This window comes from Mesorhizobium sp. M7A.F.Ca.US.006.01.1.1 (assembly GCF_003997935.1).
Taxonomy (GTDB): domain Bacteria; phylum Pseudomonadota; class Alphaproteobacteria; order Rhizobiales; family Rhizobiaceae; genus Mesorhizobium.
On the sequence record NZ_RZQL01000143.1, the window covers coordinates 1 to 18,820 of the forward strand.

Consider the following 18,820-nt stretch of genomic DNA (forward strand, 5'->3'; position numbering starts at 1 on the left):
GCCCCGCAAGGTACGACCTAACGCGATCATCCCCTGTCACCAGCAACGCCATTTACAACCCCCAGCGGCCAGTCAAATGCGACGGATATTAGCGCCGTTTGTCAAAAATAGTCGTGTATGACGCTGCGCCGAATACTTGTGCAATGTCACGCACCGCGCAATGTTATCGGCGGGTGGGTTTTATTGAAAAGTGGGGGAATAGTGAAACGTACTGTTTTGACAATATCGGTGCTGGCCAGTCTCGCGGGATGTGCCACACCGCCGGACAGGATATCGGGAATTCCAAATTCAGGCCCCTGCACCCAAGCCGACAGAGAGCGTCTTGCCGTCATATCAAATCAGCAGAACAAAGCTGCGACTGGAGATGCTCTGGGGGTGTTCCTGATTGGTGTGCCGGTCGCATCCATGTCGGGAGGCGACCACGAGGCCGAGATCGCCATTCTCAAGGGGCGCTGTGGACCGGCGAAGACCTAGATACTGCAAAACCAGAGTTGCGCGAGGGATCGCGCCCACATTGCTCCCCGAGATCTTATCTTCAGATATCAGGGCGACTTGGAGAGCCAAAATGCAGTCGGGGAGGCGCCCGTCGCTCGTCCGCCAAGGAGTTTCATTATCAATGACCGAGCTAATGAAACCCAAGCATTGAAGGTGTTGGTTGTCACACCCCGATTTAGCTGGCTGTCATGGCCACAAGAGGCCGCAACTGTGAATGATACGATTGTAATTGGTGCTGGTCTTCCGCCGCTGCCGGAAGAACTCATGCTAGCTCGAGATCGAGGCGAAGTGCTTTTTGTCGTTGGAGCCGGCGCATCCTATCCCGCTCCCTCGTCGTTGCCGGATTTTGGCGGTTTGGTAGCCGATATCTATGCCGAGATAGACGCATCGATGTCTGGCGCCCTCGCCGCAGTGCGTACACCGGGCGGGTCTAGATGGGACAATGTCCCTGACCTACTCACTCACGAGCAGCGTACCGAGCTGAAGTTCTTCTCACAGAATGAATATGATGTGACGCTCGGAATGCTGGAGCGACGAATAGACGGCGATCCAAGTAAACTGAGCACAATGCGCCGCGCAGCGCAGATTGTACTAAATAGAACAACGGCACCGAACACCCTTCATACTGCGCTGGTTCGTTTGGGTCAGCGATTCGGTCAGACTCTCCTTGTTACCACGAACTTCGATCGCCTACTTGGACTAGCTGCAAAAGAAGCGGGCTATTCGGATACCTCATATGCTTTGGGCCAAATTCCGAATCCAAGCCGGAGCACTGAATTTGCAGGAATCTTGCATATTCACGGGATGCTTCCGCTCAAAAGGGAGAAAGGGTCGGCACTTATTCTCACTGATCAGGACTTCGGTGACGCTTACTTACGGCGCCACGCAGTTACTTCTTTCCTGTATGATGCGGCAAGGATATTCCACCTTGTGCTGGTGGGGTACAGCGCCAATGACTCGCCTGTCCGCTATCTTCTGAACGCCATCGCGGCCGACGAACGTCATTTTGTGGATTTGAAACCACGGTATGCATTCATTGGATGTGACCCGTCAGACGGTCGCACCCCCATCGAATGGCAATCGCGCGGCATAACTCCAATAACCTACGACAGAGCCAACAATCATAAAGCCTTAGAAGACGTACTGACACGGTGGTCTGAAATAATTCCCAATAAAAAAAATGGAAATCGTCTTAAAGTTCATCTTGCAAATATCGCAGCATTGGACCCGGACAGCGTCGACGGGAAGGACGCGCAATCTTTTTTACACTACTATGTTCGTCGTTCCAATCCCAGCGAACAGACAGATTTGGCTGGTATACTTTCCCAGAAGGGATCGTCCCCGAAATGGCTCGCCTTCCTGAACCAAATCATCCGCAATACGGCGAAGGGGAGATGACGTGAGTAGGGCCAAATTGTCGGACGTGGATTCAAAAATTGTACAAACAACATGGGTTTTCGCAAAAGATCGATTGATGGATCGCGAAGTTTTGGAGTGGGCGCTCGAATTCGCTGATCAACACTTGGCAGAGCGTGCTGCGCTCAGGCAACTCTTCGACCACCATTCGGAACAGGTGGCAGAACCATATCGCCAAGCTTGGCGATGGGTATTCGAGTTTTGGGACCGCCCCCAAGCAGAAACCAGTTATGAACGCCTACTCATGAAGCGTGATCTGAAGGCGGGCGCCTCTCATGCTGAGACAATTCGGCTTATCGTAATGGCGGTCAAGCCGTGGTTGAAAATTGAAAGCCGAGGGCGACTCGAAGCCATATACAATGAGGTTAGAGTTAAGCGCCCAAAGAGCATAGACGACCTTCTCAGGCTATCGGTTTCCAGTGGCGAGCGACTGACGCCCGAAGACCTTGACCTTAACAGCATCAAGGATCGAGACTTTCTCTTCGAGCTAGCAAATTCGCTCAACTCGGCGTTACTAAGCGGGTTAAATCTCGCTGCGCGGATCGGGCAGATTTCCCAGCGAGCCGACAATACCAACTGGCAGGTCCATCGCGTCTATTTCGTCCCACCGGCACAGTTTCCCGATGGCGGTGGTGAACCGGATAGATATCACGACGGCTTTGCCCCCTCGACCAAGTTGCTTTTCGCTGTCCTCGAGCAACTCGCGACAGTCGATCGCGCCGCAGCGCAACGTGTTATCGCCTCTTGGGATATCGATCGCTGGACACTCTACAAGCGGCTTTGGGCAGCAGCAGCTAGGAATGGTGAACTCCTGACCTCAAGTGCGGTTGAGAAATTTTTTCAAACGCTCGATGATCGCGAATTCTGGTCCGCGGGGTCGTATCCCGAATTTGCCGAGACGCGCGCACTCCGTTGGAACTCCCTTTCGTTGACCGCGCGAGTCGCCCTTGAGCGCCGCTTGTTGAAAGGCGAGCCGCGTCGACTTTTGCCGAAACGAATAGAACCTGCCGAGGCGACCCTATACGTGACGCGCAGGGCTGTTGCGGAATTACAGCGAATCCAAGTGACCGGAGCAATCCTTTCAGAGAAGACGCAGACTTGGCTGAATACAGCAATTGCAGGTCTGGACAATCCTCCCGCAGTCAATTCGGTGACCGACGGCTTTAACGTAGGCGTAAGGCTCGTGGCCGGCGAGCGCCCAAGTGGACAAAGATTCCACAATGTGCCGCGAGCCAAGCTACTGGAGGAGCTGGAAAAGAACCTAGGCGACGACAGTTGGGATGATCGGAGTCGAGAAGCATCAGACTTTATAGGCCATAATCCCGGCTTGATCTTGGAGCTATTGGCAGAGAGCGAAACGTCTACCGCTCAAGTGAAAATCTGGCAATCTTTAGGGTATTATTTCCGCCCAACTGATCTAAACGCAACAGCCGACAGCGCAACCGACGAAGATAGAGCAAAGATCCCCCTAGCCATCAGAATGTGCCAAGCGATTGTATCTTTGCCGCAAGACACTCTGCATGGTGCTATCGATGGACTTACATCTTGGATGTCCTTTTGGGAGCGGCTCCTAAAGGACTCTAATCATTTTCTGTCCGCATGGCTTTCTCTTTGGCCCTCCGCCGTAATGGAAGTCAACGAAAGCCAGAAAATAGACAAATCGCTGAGCGACCGATCTTTCGCATCTCCCGCTGGAAATATGGCTCGCGCCTTTATGGCTGCATGTCCACAGATTTTACGAAATACAAAACCTTTCGCTGTCGAGCCGTGGCCGAGGGTACTCCAAGCTATCGAAGAGACGGTGGGTGAGGCTAGACTTCAGGTCCAATACCAGTTGATCACGAACCTTGGTTACTTTCTTGCGGCAGAACCGGCTTGGGCGCGCAGAAATCTTCTCATGCCTCTTCGTGATGCTGAAGGAGAAGCAATAGAACTTTGGAAGGCGTTCAGCCAAGGACATTTGCTAGGAAGGGAATTTCTCGGCCAGATTGCTTCGGCGTTAATCAAAGCTACCATGAACACAAACCTGTCTAGCGACATTCGAGGCAACCTCGCTAGGCTTGTCACATGGTCTGAAATACTGGACCGCCGCGATGGGGTTGCTCCAACGATAGGGACAAATTTTGTCCAACAAATGTTTCGGATGGGAGGCGATCAGGTACGCAGTCAAGCACTCCGAGCGATGAAGGAATATATGAAAAGTGGCGAGAAAGTATCGGAACAATCCGCCGATCGCTATGCTCTCATAAGCTCACTTTTTGTTGAAATCTGGCCAAAGGAACTTACGCTCAACACGCGCCGTGTATCGGATGCCCTAGCTGATTTACCCGCGACTGCCGGCGCCAAATTTGCAGACGCAGTAGAACTGGTCACACCATACCTAACGCCATTCGACTGCTGGTCCTTGTGGGAATATGGTGTCCTTGCGCACGACGACAATGGAAAAACCATTCAAATCGTGCGGACGGCCAAAGATGCGTACGCATTCCTAGTATTACTCGACAAAACGATAGGCGGAGAAGATGGCGCGGTAATTCCCAATGGCCTCGATAAAGCGCTACAGCATATTAGTCTGACAGCGCCTGGACTTGAGAAGGATGTGCGATATCAACGACTGCTTACCCTGTCGCGTCGCTAAGATATGGGTTCTACTGATATGTGATCCCCTTTTCCCTTGAATCCTTCACGAGATCGCCGCCCCACCACTCGACCCCGCTTGAAATACCGCACCTCCCTCTCATGCTTCTCCGCTGCCTCCCGCGTCTCGAACGTCCCCAGATTCCGCCGCTTGCCGGCCTTTTCGTCCTCCTCGCCATCGAAGACATAGGACGGCCGAGCAGCTTCCTTCTCGCCTTTCAAAACGGATGCACGACCCAGCGACACAGGCTATGTTGCCCCGTCTGGCCGAGGTCATCGAAGAGGGCATGACATGCAGGCAATGCCGATAGCGCATGAAGCCACGCAACCCGCGTGCCCCATATCCTCCCTGGCCGGCTATCCGGCCGCCATCCTGTGCTGGCTGCTTTCGGCTGGTGTCTATATCGCGGCCAAATGGGCGGCGCCCGAAATGCCGCCCTGGGGCCTCTGCTTCTGGCGGCTGACGCTTGCCTGCGCCATCCTGCTGCCGATCGTGCACCGTCATCACGAGGCAATGATCGGGCTTTTGCGAACGCGCGCCGTGGAGGTCGTCGCCGTGGGGGCGATCGGCCTGACGCTGTGCCAGGGTATGATCTACCATGGCCTCAACGACACCGACGCCACCACGGCCGGCATCATCATGGCGCTGTCGCCTGTCATGACGATGGTGCTCGCCCGTTTCGTGCTTGGCGAGCCGCTCGGGCTGTGGAAGTCGCTTGGTGCGCTGGTTGCGCTTGCCGGGATGATTTTCATCGTTGCCCACGGCAATTTGACGGCGCTGCTGCAACTCAAGGTCAACGCCGGCGAGCTGTGGATCGTCGGCAGCGCGTTCTGCTGGGGCCTCTACACCGTGCTTTTGCGCCGTGCCAAATTCGGCATCGAACTCCTGCCGATGGTCGTGCTGCTGCTCGGCGCCGGCGCGCTGGTCGCCTTGCCTTTCCATTTGTGGGAATTGTTCAACGACGAACGCTCCGCCATGAACCTCCACAGCCTTCTCGCTCTCGCCTATCTGGCAGGCCCCGGCGGCGCCTTGATGTACTATCTCTACAACAAAAGCGTGGAAACGCTCGGCGCCAGCCGGGCAAGCATGCTGCTCTACCTGCAGACGGTGTTCGTGGCCATGCTCGCCTATCTGCTGCTCGGCGAAGGCTTGCACGATTACGATCTGGTCGGTGCGGCCTTCATCGTCGCCGGCATCGTGCTCGCCACAATGGTCAGGCCCAGGCCGGCACGCGTGGCGTAGAAATCTTGCGGGTGACGGCAGTATTCAGCGCCGTCGCATTGGCGTTTGGCGAGTCGCCATCGCGACGGTCAGAGGCCCCCTCAATGCCGCTTGAAATACTGCACCTCCTTCTCGTGCTTCTCCGCCGCCTCGCGCGTGTCGAACGTTCCCAGGTTGCGCCGCTTGCCGGTCTTCTCGTCCTTCTTGCGCGAATACAGCCGGTATTTTCCACCTTTCAGTTTCCGGATCATCTCGCTCTCCCTGGCTAGGATTTGGCTCGAGGTCCGCTCGGCCCAGCCTGTCGATCAGCGGCTGCGCCTCGTCGCCATGCTCATGCCGCGGTTGTGTCAGGGATCAACGCCGTTCCAATCCAAATGATCCACCCGTTCGAAGGCGGCACTCTACGGCGCCCCCCTCTGGCCTGCCGGCCGTTCGTCGTTCGGAAAGCCAAGCAATTGGCTTTCCATCCGCTACGCGGACCATTCCTCAACCCCTACAAGTGGGGAGATTGGCAGCTTTGGCGTCGGCGCTTTCTGGCAACGTGAAATTCGGCGAGCGCCGGCCTAAACGCAAAAACCCGCCTGGGCGGCGGGTCACTGGCGCAAATCAGCACCATAGGCAGAAACATAGCATAGCTGCCCTCACCCGTCAAGAAAAAATTCCTATCGGCATCGACACAAGCTGCCTCCCGGACACATGCATTCCTGACCAAAGGCCAGCGGCGCAATGCGGTGGAGGCCGACATTTCGAACGAAAGTAAATTCAGATCCAACCTGACGGAACATTAGCCAAGGCTAATTGTTAACTCGTGCGGCAGGTGGTGCCCTCCATCGCCTGCCGAAGATCGGCCGTCCGATCGGCCCGCGTCCTCCGCCAGAGGCGCGGGCTTTCGGGCCGAATGACCGACCAGCCGGTATTCTCCGTCCTTCAGCTTTCGATCATTTCGCCAGTCCCTCATCGGGGTTTCGCCGCTTTTTGGCCTTGAGGCCGCGGGCGGCTTGTTCGAGCGTGGCACGGTCGTTGCCCAGGCGGTCGATCAGTTCCTGCGCCTCGTCGCCCGATATGCCGGTGCGCACCGCCAGCGCCTCGACCTCCAGCACATCGGAGCTGGCGATCTCGCCGGTTTCAGGCAGCGCGTCGCCCGCCGTCAGCGGCAGGGCCGACTCGCTGTCGATCTCGGCCTCGGCCTGGTGCCAGTGCCGTTCGGGGTCGCCTTGCATGCGGCCTTCCCGTTCCCAGATCTGGTAGGCGCGCTCACGAATTCTGTCGTCCCGGTCGTCGCTCATGGTCAGTCCTCCTTGGGTCAGGGTTGAACGCCGCGCCAATGCGAACGCTCCGGAAAATCCGCGCTATGGGATCGCCATGCCGGCGGCGCGCGGGCTCTACTGGCATTGCCGTCACGGCCCGCCGGAATATGGCTGGTAACTGTTGTCTTCCGGGCGGTAGGAGCGGTAGCGGCTGAAGCAGTAATCGACATGGTCGGCCGAAAGCGCTTCGCCGCCATCGTCGGCAAGGTAGACGCCCAGGCCGGCGCCGTTTTCGTCGCCATCGCCGGCAGCCGGCTGGGCGGCCTGAACGGCCTGACCGGCGGCTTCGAGATAGGGCGAGATGCAGGGGCGCAGCTGCCCGCTGTAGGAGAGATAGCTGTTGTCGTCCGGATGGTAGGAGCGATAGCGGCTGGCGCACCAGGCGAGATGCGGAGGCGGCAGGTCGGCTGCCTTGGGCGCGATGGCGCCGGTGACCGTCGGGTCGGGCGGTGTTTCCTGCGGTTTGGCGGGGATGTCGGGCGGCGCCGGCTGGGCGGCCGGCAGGCGTTCGAGGCCCTGCCCGGCTTTGCTCACCGGCCGCGCCTTTTTGGTCCATAGCTCCGCCACGCTGACGGTGGCCGTCGCCTGGCGCGGCGGCTTTGCGGCAAGCAGCCAGGCGGCGAAGCCCAATCCGCTGCCGAAGACCGCAAGGGTCAGCACGAAGCCGCAGACCAGTCCCAAAACCGCTTTCACGACACGCTCCTTCAGTCCCTGCTCATAGAATGCGGGGCCTCAAGGCTGGTTCCAGAAAAACGCCGAGACACACGCGCCGGCGTTGCCGCCGAGCGCGCCCGGCAAGAGCCGCCAAGGGAGGCTCAAAACCCCGCCCAGACACAGTTCAGAAACAATATTCAACAGTTCGGAAAAACTGCCGAAAAGATCGGATGGCATAAGCATCCCACAACAACTGGAAAAATGGCCGTGCCGGGCGATGCCCGGCCTGGACGGGAAAGTATGGAAATGGATCACGGTGTCGACATCGCCGAACTGGACGCGGAACGATCGGGGTTGGAAAGCGGCCCGGCAGGTGTCGATGCGCTGGTAAAAACGGCCCCCGCGTCAGCCAGGCGCGGGCAAATCCTGACAGGCGCCGACTTTACCAGGCAAGGCCTGCCCGGCGAGCGGCTCGACACCGTCTTCGAACAGCTCGCCGAAATGTTTGCAGCGCTGCCGGCGGTCATTTCGGACGGGCGTGTCTGGACCTATCGTGAACTGGACAGCCGGGCCAACCAGTTCGCCCGCCTGCTGATCAAGCGCGGCGTGCGGCCGGGCGACCGTGTCGGGCTCATCCTCGACCGCTCGGCGGAGACCTATGTCGCGCTGCTCGCCGTGATGAAAGCGGGTGCGGCCTTCGTGCCGCTGGCCACCGCCTTCCCCGAGGAGCGGATGGCGCTCATCATCGAGGACGCCGGCGTCAGCCTGATCATCACCATCGCCGCCTACGCGTCGCGCGCCGGCCAGCTGCCCGTCCCGCATCTGCTGATCGACAGCACTGCTGCCGAAATCTCCAGACAGTCCGACGCGCCGCTGAAGCCGCATGCGAAGACTTCGGACGACACTTGCTACATCCTCTACACCTCGGGCACCACGGGCAAGCCCAAGGGTGTGGTCATCAAGCACCAGAGTTTTGTCAACTTCATCCGCGTCGCCGCCGCCTCCTACGGCTACCGGCCGGGCGACCGCGTCTACCAGGGCATGACCATCGCCTTCGACTTTTCCTCCGAAGAGATCTGGGTGCCGTTCGTCGCCGGCGCGACGGTGGTGCCCGCGCCTGGCCAGATGCCGCTGGTGGGCGAGGAACTGGCCGATTTCCTGCGACTCCATGACATCACCTGCATCGCCTGCAGCCCGACGCTGCTGTCGTCGATGACCTCGGATGTGCCCAGCCTGCGCACGCTGCTGGTCGGGGGCGAGGCCTGCCCGCACAATCTGGTGGTGCGCTGGTCGAAGCCGGGGCGGCAGATCCTGAACACCTATGGCCCGACCGAGGCGACCGTCACCGCAACCATGGGCGCGCTGACGCCGGACAGTCCCGTCACCATCGGCGCGCCGCTGCCGACCTACTCGATCGTCATTCTCGACGCTTCGCTGCCGCAGCTTGCCGAGCCGGGCGAACTGGGCGAGATCGGCATTGCCGGCATCGGGCTCGCGGTCGGCTATCTCAACAGGCCCGACCTGACCGAACAGAAATTCATCGCCGATTTCGTCGGCCTGCCGAACAACCCGTCGAAGCGCATCTACCGCACGGGCGACCTTGGCCGCATCAACGACCAAGGCGAGATCGAGTATGCCGGCCGCATCGACACCCAGGTGAAGATCCGCGGCTACCGCATCGAGCTCGGCGAGATCGAGGCGGTGCTGCTCGACCAGCCCGAAATCGCCCAGGCCGCCGTCACCACCTGGGAGATCGAGCCCGGCCGCGTCGAACTCGTCGCCTATTTCGCAGCGAAGGCCGGCCAGCCGTCGATTTCGCGCGCGGACCTGGCCAGGACGATGAAGCGGCGGCTGCCCGATTACATGGTGCCCTCCTATCTGGAGGAACTGCCGGCCATCCCGATGACGGTTTCCAACAAGGTGGATTTGCGCCAGCTGCCGAAGCCGACAAGCGTGCGGCTTTCGGGCGATCGCGCCATGGTCGCGCCCGGCAATGACGACGAGCGTTTCCTGGCCGACGCGCTGGCCGCCGTATTGAAATTCGACGAAGTGTCCGTCGAGGACAATTTCTTCGACGATCTCGGCGCCAACTCGCTGCTGATGGCGCATTTCTGCGCGCGCCTGCGCACCAGGAAGGAATGGGCGACGGCCTCGATGCGCGACATCTATCTCCACCCGACCGTGGCGCGGCTGGCGCTGCATCTCGGCGTAGCGGACGAGATGACGACGGCCACCAACGAGCCCGTCCTCACCCGCCGGGCCTCGAACCTTGCCTACTGGACCTGCGGCGCCGCACAGCTGCTATTTTACGGGCTCTACAGCTATGGCGCCCTGTGGGCGATCAATGGCGGCCTCAACTGGATGTATGACGCGCTCGACGATCCGCTGCAGCTGTACATCAGGTGCGTGGCGCTTTCGGCCGCCGTGTTCTTCGGCATGTCGGGCTTTGCCGTCGCCGCCAAATGGGTGCTGGTCGGCCGCTGGAAGGCGGAAGCGTTTCCCATCTGGGGCGTGCGTTACTTCCGCTTCTGGGTAGTCAAGACATTGATCCGCACCGCGCCCGTCGTGCTGTTCCGCGGCAGCCCGCTCTACAGCATCTACCTGCAGCTTCTCGGCACCAGGCTCGGCAAGAACGCCGTCATCGAATCGAAGTCCGTGCCGGTCTGCACGGATCTCATCTCGATCGGCGCCAACACCATCCTGCGCAAGGAATCGATGATCCTCGGCTTCCGGGCGCAGTCCGGCTACATCCACACCGGGCCGCTGACCATCGGCCGCGATGCCTTTGTCGGCGTCGGCTCGACGCTCGACATCGACACCAGGATCGGCGACGGCGCCCAGCTCGGCCATTCGTCCTCGTTGCACCGCGGCCAAAGCATCCCCGACGGCGAACGCTGGCATGGGTCGCCGGCCGTGCCGACCACGGCCGACTATTGCAAGGTGCGCAATGTCGATCCGTCCAACATCCGGCGCTTCCTGTTCGAAGCGGTTCAGCTGATCGGGCTGTTTGCCATCGTCACTCCCTTGCCGCTTTTGTTCCACAGCTACTGGGAAAACGTCGGCGACGATTACCAGGAAACCATCGGCGTCGTCGCGATCGGCACCACGGTCACGCTGTTCGGCTACATGGCCGCATCCTTCCTGGCGGCGACGCTGGTGCCGCGCCTGGTCAGCCTGCTGTTGAAGCCAGGCCGCACCTACACGCTGTACGGCTTCCGCTACTGGCTTCAGACCGTCGCCGAATTCTCCAGCAACTCGCGCGTGCTCGGCCTGCTGGCCGGCGACAGCTCGGCCATCGTGCACTACATGCGAGCGATCGGCTGGAACCTCAACAAGGTGGTGCAGACCGGCTCCAATTTCGGCTCCAACCAGCAGCACGAAAACCCGCTTCTGTGCGAGATCGGCACCGAGACCATGGTGTCGGACGGGCTGTTCATGATCAACATGCACAAATCCGCCGCCGCCTTCAGGCTCGAGCCGACGAGGATCGGCGAGCGCAACTATCTCGGCAACAACATCTACTATCCGCCGGACGGGCGCACCGGCGACAACGTCCTGCTCGGCACCAAGGTGATGATCCCCATCGACGGGCCGCTGCGCGAGAATGTCGGGCTTCTGGGTTCGCCGGCCTTTGAAATCCCGCGCATGGTGAACCGCGACAAGGAACTCATCGCCGGCATCGACGAGGACGACCGGCGCCGGCGCATCCCGTTGAAGAACCGCCACAATCTGGTGACGATCCTGCTGTTCGTGGCAACACAATGGGTCATGCTGTTCGCCACGCTGGCGATCTGGGACCGGGCGCTGAACTACTACACCGAATGGGCGGAGGTCGCGCTGTTCGTCGCCGTGCTCCTGACCTCGGCGATCACCATTCCGTTCTACATCTTCGTGGAACGGGCAAGCCTCGGTTTCGGCCGGCTGAAGCCGCAGATGACGACGATCTACGACGTCGCGTTCTGGCGCCATGAACGCCACTGGAAGCTGGCGGATTCGCCGATCGTGCGGCTGTTCGCCGGCACGCCGTTCCGGCCGATGATCCTGCGCCTGCTGGGCGTCAAGATCGGCAGCCGTGTCTATGACGGCGGCAGCAATCTGACAGAACGCTCGCTGGTGGAGATCGGCGACGACGCCACCCTCAACGAGGGTTGCGTCATCCAGGCCCATTCGCTGGAGGAAGGCGCCTTCAAGTCCGACTTCATCCGCATCGGCAAGGGCTGCACGCTCGGACCCTCCGCCTTTGTCCACTACGGCGTCGTGATGGGTGAAGGCTCGGTGGTCGATGTCGACTCCTTCGTCATGAAGGGCGAAGAGCTGGAGCCCAACTCCATATGGCGGGGCAACCCGGCAAAGCTGCACCGCTTCGTCGAACCGGTCACCGAGGACGGCTCCAAGGTACCGGCCAGGGCATCAGCTTGACGAAGGGCATCGGCTTGAACACCGGAAACATCCGTCTCGTTGCCGTGACCGAGGCCAACCGTGCCCTGGTCACGGCCCTGGAACTCGCCCCGGAGCAGACGGATTTCGTCGCCGGCAATTCGGAGTCCCTCGACGAAGCCGAAACTGACGAAGACGCGCGGCCACGCGTCGTCATGGCCGGGACCCGTGTCGTCGGTTTCCTGATGTACGAGGCGCCCGAGAATGACGACGAGGCGCGCATCTACCGCTTCATGATCGACCGCGCCGCTCAAGGCAAAGGCTACGGCAAGGCCGCCCTGCGTGAGGTGCTGGACGAAATCAGAGAGCTCGGCCACATCAGCCACGTCTCGATCTGCTACGAACCGGAGAACGATGCGGCGCGCAACCTCTATCGCAGCGCCGGTTTCGTCGAAGAAGGGCTCGACGAGGACGGAGAAATGATCGCCGATCTCGCTTTGCCGGCACGGACGCACGAGCGGTGATGCGGCTGCCCGAGGAAATCGCCTTGGCCGAAGCGATGACCGCCATCGCACCCAGGAGTGTCCGGGTCGGATGCCGGGTGATACGCGACGGCGACGAGGCCCATCTGCTGCCTGGGGAAGCGCATTCCATCCCCGCGCGCCAGCCTGCCATGCGGCGCGCCAGCGGCGCGGCCCGCTGGATCGCGCATGAGCTGCTGGCGGCGCTTGGCGTCGGCGACGTCGCCATCTTGCGCTCGCCAACCGGCGCGCCGGTCTGGCCCGACGGCATAACCGGTTCGCTCGCGCACGACGACGACATGGCCGTGGCGGCGGTTGCACCGATTGGCGATATAGCCTCGCTCGGCATCGACGTCGAGCCCGCGCAGCCTCTCCCGGATGACATTTTGGCGCTCGTGACAACATTTGCGGACCGGACGGACGCAGCCGAACGGCATCTTGCCGGCCGCATCCTCTTTGCCGCCAAGGAAGCCGTCTACAAGGCCGTCTATCCCCTTGATCGCGAGGTGCTGGGCTATGAGGACATCACCGTCGACCTGAACGCAGGCCGCGCGACGACGAAGACCGGCCGCAAGGCCAGCCTCGCCTACTGCGTCGCCCCGCGCGTGGTGGTGCTGGCGTTTGTCGAGAAAGACAGGGGTTAGCGCGCAGCCCTATTCGCCAACGATCTCCGTATAAGCCCTCACCTCGCCATCGAGCCCGCGCAGCCGCCAGTTCTCGCCGTCCCGGCCCTCGACATGGCAAGGCCCGATCGGCACCTTGCCGCCGCCCTCCGGCAGGTCGAGCACATAGACGGGGTTGCAGATGCCCGACAGCCGCGCCCGCAGCGCTTCAGTCAGCGCCTGTCCCTGCGCAATCGTCGTGCGCCGGTGCGCCATGCCGCGCGCGAGGTCGCCATGGTGCAGGTAGTAGGGTTTGACGCCGAGGCGGTACATCAGCTCGCGGCAGAGTTCTTCCAGCACCTCGATGCTGTCGTTGACGCCTTTGAGCAGAACGCTCTGGTTGAGCAGCACGAACCCGGCCTGCCGAAGCGTGCGGCAGGCCACCTCGGTTGCGTCGGTGATTTCGCGCGCGTGATTGAAATGGGTGACGACGGTGACCATCAGCCGGCCCTGTAAGGCCTCGACTAGCCCCGACGTGATGCGCGACGGCAGCGCCACCGGCACGCGCGTGTGGATGCGCAGCAGCCGCACATGGGGGATCGCTTCGATGCGCGCGAAGATCTCGGCCAGTGCCTTGTCGGGCAGCGATAGCGGATCGCCGCCTGTCAGGATCACCTCGCGGATTTCGGGGTGATCGGCGATATAGGCCAGCGCCGGCTCCAGCGCCTCACGCGTATAACCCCTGCCGATCGAGGTCAGAGATTCCTTGCGGAAGCAGAACCGGCAATAGACCGCGCATTGATAGGTCGGGAACAGCAGCACCCGGTCGGCATGGCGATGCGTCAATCGCGGCACCGGGCTGAATTCATGGTCGGCGATCGGATCGTCGAGCTCGCCTTCCGCTTCCTCCAGTTCCTCAGGCGACGGAATGACCTGCGCCCGGATCGGATCGGCCGGGTCGCTCCAGTCGATCAGGTCGAGATAGGCTTTGGGCGCGCGCACCTTGTGGTTCGCCGCCGCGGCCTGGGCGGCTGCGCGCTCGGCTGGCGACAACGGGAGGGACACCAGGTCGCGCACGTGGCGCACGCCGGCGCGGACGTCCGCCTGCCAGGCGGTGTCGGGGTGGAATTTGGTGTCTGTGGTCATCGGAGTTTCTCGGGCGAGTATATTTGGGCCGGACCTATCCGCTGGATGACAGATCAGGTCAACCACGCAGGTTGTCAGCGCTGCGATCCTTCACACCGCCAACCTTTCCAACTTTCGCCGCATCGACCACCGCCACAATTTCGGGCAATCTCTCGCGCAACAGCGCCGCATGGGGAGATGCGGCGCCGCCAGGGAGGACTGCCATGACCGCCACATCGGCGCTGCCGCGCTATGTCGATGCCGTTGCTCACTTTCGCATCGAGGACGAAATCGCCCGACTTCAGGGCGATCCCGCGACCGGCATCAATGCCTGCATCGAATGCTGCGATCGCCATACCGGCCAGAACCGGCTGGCGCTGCGCGCGATCTCTGCCGGTGGCGAGCTGCGGGAATTCAGTTTCGACGATCTCAAGGATATGTCGGCGCGCGTCGGCAACATGCTGAAAGCGGCTGGTGCCGGCCCTGGCGACGTCGTCGCCGGCATGCTGCCGCGCATTCCCGAACTGGTGGCGCTCATCCTCGGCACCTGGCGCATCGGCGCGGTCTACCAGCCGCTGTTCACCGCTTTCGGCCCGAAGGCCATCGACCACCGGCTGAAAACCAGCGGCGCCAAGCTCGTCGTCACCAACACAGCCAACCGCGGCAAGCTTGACGAGATCGAGGATTGTCCCCGCGTCGCGACCATCCTTGCCCCTGGCGAAGCCTTGCCGGCCGGCGACATCGATTTCCGCGCCGCCTTTGCCGCCGCCTCGCCTGACCGCCAACCGGTGATGCGCAAGGGCGACGATTTGTTCATGATGATGTCGACCTCGGGCACGACAGGTTTCCCGAAGGGTGTTCCGGTGCCGCTCAGCGCGCTGATGGCCTTCGGCACCTACATGCGCGATGCGATCGGGCTGCGGCCCGACGACGTCTTCTGGAACATCGCCGATCCCGGTTGGGCCTATGGCCTCTATTACGCCATTACAGGCCCGCTGCTGCTTGGCATCGCCACGACCTTCAACGAGGGCGCCTTCACCGCCAAAAGCACCTACGACATCATCGAGCGCCTCGGCGTCACCAGCCTTGCCGGCTCGCCCACCGCCTTCCGCCTGCTGCTGGCCGAAGGACCCGAGGCCGCCGCCCGCGTCAAGGGTCGGCTGCGCGTGGTGAGCAGTGCCGGCGAGCCGCTCAACCCGGAAGTGATCCGCTGGTTCGACGCCCATCTCGCCGCCCCCATCCATGACCATTACGGCCAGACCGAGAACGGCATGATGGTCAACAACCATCACGGCCTGTCGCACAAGGTGCGCCACGGCTCGGCCGGCTTTGCCATGCCGGGCTATCGCATCGTCGTGCTCGACGAGGCCGGCAACGAGCTTGGTCCCAATCAACCCGGCATTCTCGCCGTGGACATCGCGAAGTCGCCACTGCGCTGGTTCGGCGGCTATCACCAGGCGGAGACGCCGGCCATAGCGGGCGGCTATTACCGCACCGGCGACACGGTCGAGTTCGAGCCCGACGGCTCGATCTCCTTCATCGGCCGCGCCGACGACGTCATCACCTCGGCCGGCTACCGCATCGGCCCGTTCGACGTCGAAAGCGCGCTGATCGAGCATCCCTCAGTCAACGAGGCGGCGGTCGTCGGCGTACCCGATCCGCAGCGCACCGAAATCGTCAAGGCCTTCGTCGTCCTGGCGCCTTCGTACAGCGGCAGCCCGGAACTGGCCGAAGAACTTGCCCAGCATGTCCGCAAGCGCCTCTCGGCCCACGCCTATCCGCGCGAGGTCGAGTTCGTCAGCGAGTTGCCGAAGACACCCAGCGGCAAGATCCAGCGGTTCCTGCTGAGGAAGGCGGAGGTGGAGAAGCGGAAGGGGTGAATTGGATCGGACGCAGCGAGGCGGAGGCGCTTGAGCTGCCAATCTCCCCACCCGTGGGGGAGATGTCCGGCAGGACAGAGGGGGGCGCTGTCCCGTCGACCTGTCTCGATCAATCGCGCTACGCTCTCACGCTGGTCGGCCGGAGAAACGGCGTAGCGATCTGCTCTGCCTCCCCTCTGCCCTGCCGGGCATCTCCCCCACACGGGGGGAGATTGGCAGCTTCAGCGCCGCGTTTCTGCTCCTAACGCCTAGCGGCGCCCGCCATCGCCACGAAAGCGCTCTCGATGGTCTCGAACGTCAGCTCCGGATACAGCGTACCGGCTTCCGGCGTGGCCGTCTCGAGCGCGGTCTCGCCGCGTATCCAGAACGCCCGCAGCAGTCCGAGCGAGGGTGCTGACGCGATCATCGCCTCAAGCTCCGCCGCACTCTGGGGCACGATGCGCGGCGAGCGGCCGCTCACCCGGCGCCACAGATCGATCATTTCGTTCTGGGTGATCTTGTTCTGGGCGATGCGGATCTCGCTGCGGATGGCCTTGGGGTCGTTCAACGCGCGCAAGGTGACCGCGGCGATGTCCTTCTCGCTGACAAATGTCGCCGGCACATTGCCGTCGCCATAAAGCGTCACCTCTTCGGGAGGCAAAGGCGACGAGCCGAAGCGCATCAGATCGCCCAGCGTCGCCACCCAGGTCGAGAAGAAGCCGTTGGTGTAGATCACCGTATAGGGCAGATCGGCTTGCCTGACCGCGTCGAACACGGCTCGCTTGAGGTCGAGCGGCGGGATCGAGCCCGGGGCGGCGGCGGCGAAGTCGAGGCCGAATCCGGCGGAAGGCACGTAGCGGGAGACGCCGGCATCGCTGAGCGCGCGCACCAGCGTCATCTCGCTGGCCGAACCCACATGCACCGAACTGATGACGCGGTCCACTGCACCGGCGGCGCGGACAAGGCTGTCATAGTCGTCGAGATCGCCGACATGGATTTTGGCGCCGAGCTCCTTCAGCGGGCGCAGCCGCTCTTCATTGCCGGCTGTTGCCGGACGAACCAGAACGTGCAGGCGATCGCCATTGCGGACGCTGGCTTTCGCCATCTCGCTGCCCAGCAGCCCCGTCGCGCCGATGATCAGGGTGCTGGTCATATCGCCCTCCCATTGCGCAGGAGGGAACCGTCCCAATCGCGTTCGAACCCGATGTCGTGCAAACGATGGTCCGAGAAGCGCGCAACCCGGCGCAGCATGCGGCGGCGCTCGACGACTGCCAAGGTTCTGAGTGCAAGACCGCTCATCGCGGCGGTGATGGATTGGAAGGTCGGGTTCATAATCCGTCTCCTGTGTTGCTAGGCGCAAGCGTGTCGGCGCCGTCCGCTGGGGGACGAGCATGACGATCGCTCACATTGTTTTCTGGTTGAGCAGCGCCTTGGTGATGCGCCGGAACACCCATAGATTGGACATTTCCGGGCTGGACGACAAACGACTCTTTGTGCAGGATTTGTGAGCAACACTCACAGGTGGATCATGCCGCGCAGACTGCCGCCCCTCACTGCCCTCCCCGCCTTTGAGGCCGCCGCCAGGCATCTGAGTTTCTCCAAGGCGGCGGGCGAACTCAACGTCACCCATGGCGCGGTCAGCCGCGCCATCCGCAACATCGAGGACAGGCTGGGCATCCAGCTTTTCGATCGGGGAACGAGGTCCGTGCGCCTGACGTCGGTGGGCGCGGCCTACGCGTCTGAAGTCAGGAAGGCGCTGGACCAGATCGCCGCCGCCACCATCGCCGCCACGCCCGACCGCACCACGGGCATTCTGAATGTCAGCACATCGGACGGTTTTGCCGGCCGCTGGCTGGTGCCGAGGCTGCATCGTTTCCACCGCGCCAACGCCGACATCGACGTGCGGCTGTCGACCTCGGGCGTACTTTCCGATTTCGTCAGCGACGGCATCGATATCGCCATCCGCTACGGCAAGGGCGGCTATGCCGGCGTGACCGCGGAATTTCTCGCCGATGAAGAGGTCTTCCCGGTCTGCAGCCCGGAACTGCTGCAAGGCGAACATCCGCTGCGCCAGCCCGGGGATCTCCGGCATCACAAGCTGATCCATGACGCCTTTCGCATCGACTGGGCGACATGGCTGCAACACGCAGGCGTTGGAGATGTCGATCCCAAGCGCGGCGTGCGCTTCGATTCCGCCACCTTCGCCGTCGAGGCCGCGGTGCATGGCGAAGGCGTGTTGCTGGGCCGAAGCGCGCTGGTCTCGGCCGACCTCGCCGCGGGGCGGCTGGTTCGTCCCTTCGGTCTCGCGCTGAAATCCGCCTCACGCTACTACGTCGTCTACCGCGACGGCGCGCTGCGCCAGAAGAAGATCAAGGCGTTCCGCGACTGGCTGTTTGCCGAAGTGGCGGCTGAGTGGGTTCGTGCGACGAAGGATGGTTGAACCCAGGTCCCGTAGGGTCTGCGCCAGGCCCCCCACCCGGACCTTCGGTCCGACCTGGGGGAGGTAGGGAGCCCAGCTTCTCCGCATCTCCATAAGAGCGCTATCCTGCGGGCTGGCAGGCGCTTCCTCACCCTCCCCGCTTCCTCACCCGCCCCCTTGTGGGGG

General features: G+C 62.1%; 15 protein-coding genes. 8 read left to right on the top strand and 7 right to left on the bottom strand.

Going from position 1 to position 18,820, the window contains the following annotated elements:
• Window positions 1-705 precede the first annotated feature (705 nt).
• The 3 genes from EN943_RS23120 (at window position 706) to EN943_RS23135 (ending at window position 5,791) form a co-directional block, all read left to right on the top strand.
• Window positions 706-1,893 carry an SIR2 family protein gene (locus tag EN943_RS23120; protein WP_127414768.1) on the top strand — a complete coding sequence of 396 codons (1,188 nt, stop codon included), beginning with the start codon at window positions 706-708 and terminating at the stop codon, window positions 1,891-1,893.
• 1 nt (window position 1,894) lies between these two features.
• Window positions 1,895-4,549 carry a hypothetical protein gene (locus EN943_RS23125; protein WP_127414769.1) on the top strand — a complete coding sequence of 885 codons (2,655 nt, stop codon included), beginning with the start codon at window positions 1,895-1,897 and terminating at the stop codon, window positions 4,547-4,549.
• A gap of 291 nt (window positions 4,550-4,840) precedes the next feature.
• Entirely contained in the window at window positions 4,841-5,791 is a 951-nt protein-coding gene (locus EN943_RS23135) for an EamA family transporter (RefSeq protein WP_127414771.1), read from the top strand.
• Between the two features lie 80 nt (window positions 5,792-5,871).
• Here EN943_RS23135 and EN943_RS23140 read toward each other — a convergent pair whose 3' ends face one another.
• The 4 genes from EN943_RS23140 to EN943_RS37710 all read right to left on the bottom strand — a co-directional run bounded on the left by EN943_RS23140 (window position 5,872) and on the right by EN943_RS37710 (window position 7,968).
• Entirely contained in the window at window positions 5,872-6,021 is a 150-nt protein-coding gene (locus tag EN943_RS23140; RefSeq protein WP_127414772.1) for a hypothetical protein, read from the bottom strand.
• A 687-nt stretch (window positions 6,022-6,708) separates the two neighbouring features.
• Window positions 6,709-7,056 (bottom strand): DUF2934 domain-containing protein, encoded by a 348-nt coding sequence (locus EN943_RS23145; RefSeq protein ID WP_127414773.1) that lies wholly within the window; start codon window positions 7,054-7,056, stop codon window positions 6,709-6,711.
• Between the two features lie 111 nt (window positions 7,057-7,167).
• On the bottom strand, window positions 7,168-7,770 hold the full coding sequence (locus tag EN943_RS23150) for a BA14K family protein (protein WP_127414774.1): 603 nt from the start codon (window positions 7,768-7,770) through the stop codon (window positions 7,168-7,170).
• Between the two features lie 39 nt (window positions 7,771-7,809).
• The gene (locus EN943_RS37710; protein WP_164778330.1) at window positions 7,810-7,968 is read right to left on the bottom strand and encodes a hypothetical protein; all 159 of its coding nucleotides are present in this window, start codon (window positions 7,966-7,968) and stop codon (window positions 7,810-7,812) included.
• A gap of 63 nt (window positions 7,969-8,031) precedes the next feature.
• On the opposite strand from EN943_RS37710, the gene EN943_RS23155 reads away from it, so the two are divergent.
• Genes EN943_RS23155 through EN943_RS23165 form a run of 3 tightly spaced genes read left to right on the top strand, consistent with a single transcriptional unit; the run spans window position 8,032 to window position 13,273 of the window.
• Entirely contained in the window at window positions 8,032-12,150 is a 4,119-nt protein-coding gene (locus tag EN943_RS23155) for a Pls/PosA family non-ribosomal peptide synthetase (protein ID WP_127414775.1), read from the top strand.
• Complete coding sequence (locus EN943_RS23160; protein WP_127414776.1) at window positions 12,147-12,632, top strand: GNAT family N-acetyltransferase; 486 nt, start codon at window positions 12,147-12,149, stop codon at window positions 12,630-12,632. The genes EN943_RS23155 and EN943_RS23160 overlap by 4 nt, the downstream gene beginning before the upstream one ends.
• Window positions 12,632-13,273 (top strand): 4'-phosphopantetheinyl transferase superfamily protein, encoded by a 642-nt coding sequence (locus EN943_RS23165; protein ID WP_164778331.1) that lies wholly within the window; start codon window positions 12,632-12,634, stop codon window positions 13,271-13,273. The genes EN943_RS23160 and EN943_RS23165 overlap by 1 nt, the downstream gene beginning before the upstream one ends.
• A gap of 9 nt (window positions 13,274-13,282) precedes the next feature.
• Here the strand turns inward: EN943_RS23165 and EN943_RS23170 are convergent, their stop codons facing one another.
• Window positions 13,283-14,377 carry a KamA family radical SAM protein gene (locus tag EN943_RS23170; RefSeq protein WP_127414778.1) on the bottom strand — a complete coding sequence of 365 codons (1,095 nt, stop codon included), beginning with the start codon at window positions 14,375-14,377 and terminating at the stop codon, window positions 13,283-13,285.
• Window positions 14,378-14,580: 203 nt separating this feature from the next.
• On the opposite strand from EN943_RS23170, the gene EN943_RS23175 reads away from it, so the two are divergent.
• A complete protein-coding gene (locus EN943_RS23175; RefSeq protein WP_127414779.1) occupies window positions 14,581-16,236 on the top strand; it encodes an acyl-CoA synthetase in 1,656 nt (551 codons plus the stop codon).
• Window positions 16,237-16,477: 241 nt separating this feature from the next.
• Here the strand turns inward: EN943_RS23175 and EN943_RS23180 are convergent, their stop codons facing one another.
• Both EN943_RS23180 and EN943_RS23185 read right to left on the bottom strand, forming a co-directional pair.
• Window positions 16,478-17,368 (bottom strand): NmrA family NAD(P)-binding protein, encoded by an 891-nt coding sequence (locus EN943_RS23180; RefSeq protein ID WP_127414780.1) that lies wholly within the window; start codon window positions 17,366-17,368, stop codon window positions 16,478-16,480.
• On the bottom strand, window positions 17,365-17,547 hold the full coding sequence (locus EN943_RS23185) for a DUF1127 domain-containing protein (protein WP_127414781.1): 183 nt from the start codon (window positions 17,545-17,547) through the stop codon (window positions 17,365-17,367). Before EN943_RS23185 ends, EN943_RS23180 begins: the two co-directional genes overlap by 4 nt.
• 196 nt (window positions 17,548-17,743) lie before the next feature.
• Between EN943_RS23185 and EN943_RS23190 the strand changes: the two genes are divergently transcribed.
• Entirely contained in the window at window positions 17,744-18,655 is a 912-nt protein-coding gene (locus EN943_RS23190; protein WP_127414782.1) for a transcriptional regulator GcvA, read from the top strand.
• The last annotated feature ends 165 nt before the right edge of the window (window positions 18,656-18,820 follow it).